This window comes from Rhizobacter sp. P2_H2 (assembly GCF_056403375.1).
Map to the genome: position 1 here is coordinate 1 of NZ_JBFUFP010001018.1, position 1,942 is coordinate 1,942.

Below are 1,942 nucleotides of genomic sequence, written 5' to 3' on the forward strand. Positions count from 1 at the left end.
CCACCAGCCGCTCTTGTGGGGGGAAAAGATTGAAGTGACCGACGAGCATGCGAGCGTCCGCATGCTTCGTTGATTGCGTTCAGCAAGCGGGAACTGCGGACGACTGATCCATCGTCCTCAGTCTTTCACCGATCTGATCCGCCAGCCGCTGCACCGCGCGGCGATGCGCCGCAGCGATCGACGGCGCATCGGAGCCCGCCGTCTCATGCAGCCGGCTCGTGCAGGCCAGCGTGCGCACCGGCGTCGCGACCGAGGTGGCCGACCAGGCCGCTTCGATCCACGCCTCGCGTCCGAGCATCGACTCGAAGCGCTGCACCTCGATGCGCAGCCGCCAGCCGCTCGCCGGGCCGGGCTGCGTGCGCGCGTCGACTGCGTTGAAGCGCTCGGCCAGCCGCGCCATCACCGCCGCCCTCAACTCGTCGCGCAGCGGTGCGACCCAGCGCTCGCCTTCGAGCACGCGCAGGCTGTCGTCGCCGGCGCGCAGTACCCATTGAGGCTGATCGACGGCGGCCGGCACCGTCACCGGGCCGAGTTCGACAACGAGCGGTGCCGCGCTTGACGGTGCTGAAGCCGGCGACGACGACACCGCCGGCAGCAGGCTGTGAAAGCGCACCGGCGGCTGCGACGCGCAGCCCGCCATCGCGATCAACGATGCCGCGATCCACGCCCTCATCGCGCACCCTCCAGCGACGGCAGCGGCGGATCGGCCGGCTTGCCGCGCAGCAGCGATTCAGGGTGGCGCTGCAGGTAGTCGGTCAGCACGCGCAGCGATTGCGCGGCCCGTTGCAAGTCGGTCATCGTCTGCTCCACATTGCGTTGCACCGGCGCGTCCGGGTCGAGCAGGTTGCGGTCGAACTTGCCGAGCGAGCCCTGCAACGCATCGAGCGTCTTGCGCACCTCGGCCAGCGACTGCTGCGCCTCGGGCGACAGCTTCGCGATCGCCTCGCGCGCCTGCGCCAACGTCGCCCGCAGGTCGCGGCCGATGTCGTCGAACGGCACCTTGTTGATCTTCGCGACGATCTCGGCGATCTGCGGCTGCACGTCGGACAGCGTGCCCGGCACCGTCGGCACCTGCGGCACGCCGTCGGCCATCACCAGCGCGGCCGGCTTGCTTTTCGGGATGAAATCCAGCGCCACGTACATCTGCCCCGTCAGCAGGTTGCCGGTGCGCAGCTGCGCACGCACGCCGTTCTCGACCAGCCGCCGGAACAGCTGGACGTTCCGCTCGGCCCGCTCGCTCGCGTCGCCACCACGGCCCTCGACCAGCGCCCCGCGCACCGCGCCCAGCCGCAGCGGGTGCACGTCGGCCGTGACCTCCATCGGATACCGCTTGCGCTGCGCGTCGTAGCCGGGGCGGATCGCACGCACCTCGCCGATCTCGACACCGAGGAAATCGATCGGCGCACCCACCGACAGCCCGCGCACCGATTGGTCGAACACGAACTTCAGCCGCATCGGCGGGCCGTCCGGCGGCGAGATCGCGGCCTTTCGGTTGCTGAACAGCCAGAAGCGGGCACCCGGCGCAGCCTCGGCCTCGTCCTTCGCGTTCGGCGTCGCGAGCTCCGAGTGCTCGAACGCGACACCGCCCGCGATCACCGACGTGAGCGCCTGCGTGTCCACCGTCAATCCGCTCGCGTTCAGCGTGAAGTCGAATCCGCTCGCGTTCCAGAAGCGCGAGCGGTTGTTGACCAGCCGCTCGTACGGCGCCTCGACGAAGATCTGCACCAGCAGCTCGTCCTTCTCGGCATCGAGCGTGTAGCCCACGACACGGCCCACGCGCGTGCGGCGGTAGAAGATCGGCGAGCCGACATCCAGCGAACCCAGGTCGGGCGCGCGCAGCACGAAGCTGCGGCCCGGCTCGCCGCGCAGCACGAAGGGCGGCACCTCGAGCCCGACGAAGGACTTGCGGTCCTCGGTCGACACGCCGGCATCGGCACCGATG

At 70.2% G+C, this 1,942-nt stretch carries 2 protein-coding genes; both read right to left on the reverse strand.

Annotation, left to right across the window (positions count from 1 at the left end):
* Window positions 1–79: 79 nt before the first annotated feature.
* Window positions 80–673 carry a PqiC family protein gene (locus AC1D15_RS29520; RefSeq protein WP_477828818.1) on the reverse strand — a complete coding sequence of 198 codons (594 nt, stop codon included), beginning with the start codon at window positions 671–673 and terminating at the stop codon, window positions 80–82.
* Window positions 670–1,942, reverse strand: a 1,273-nt coding sequence (locus AC1D15_RS29525; protein ID WP_477828819.1) for a PqiB family protein, incomplete at its 5' end; no start/stop codon positions are given. The genes AC1D15_RS29520 and AC1D15_RS29525, both read right to left, overlap by 4 nt.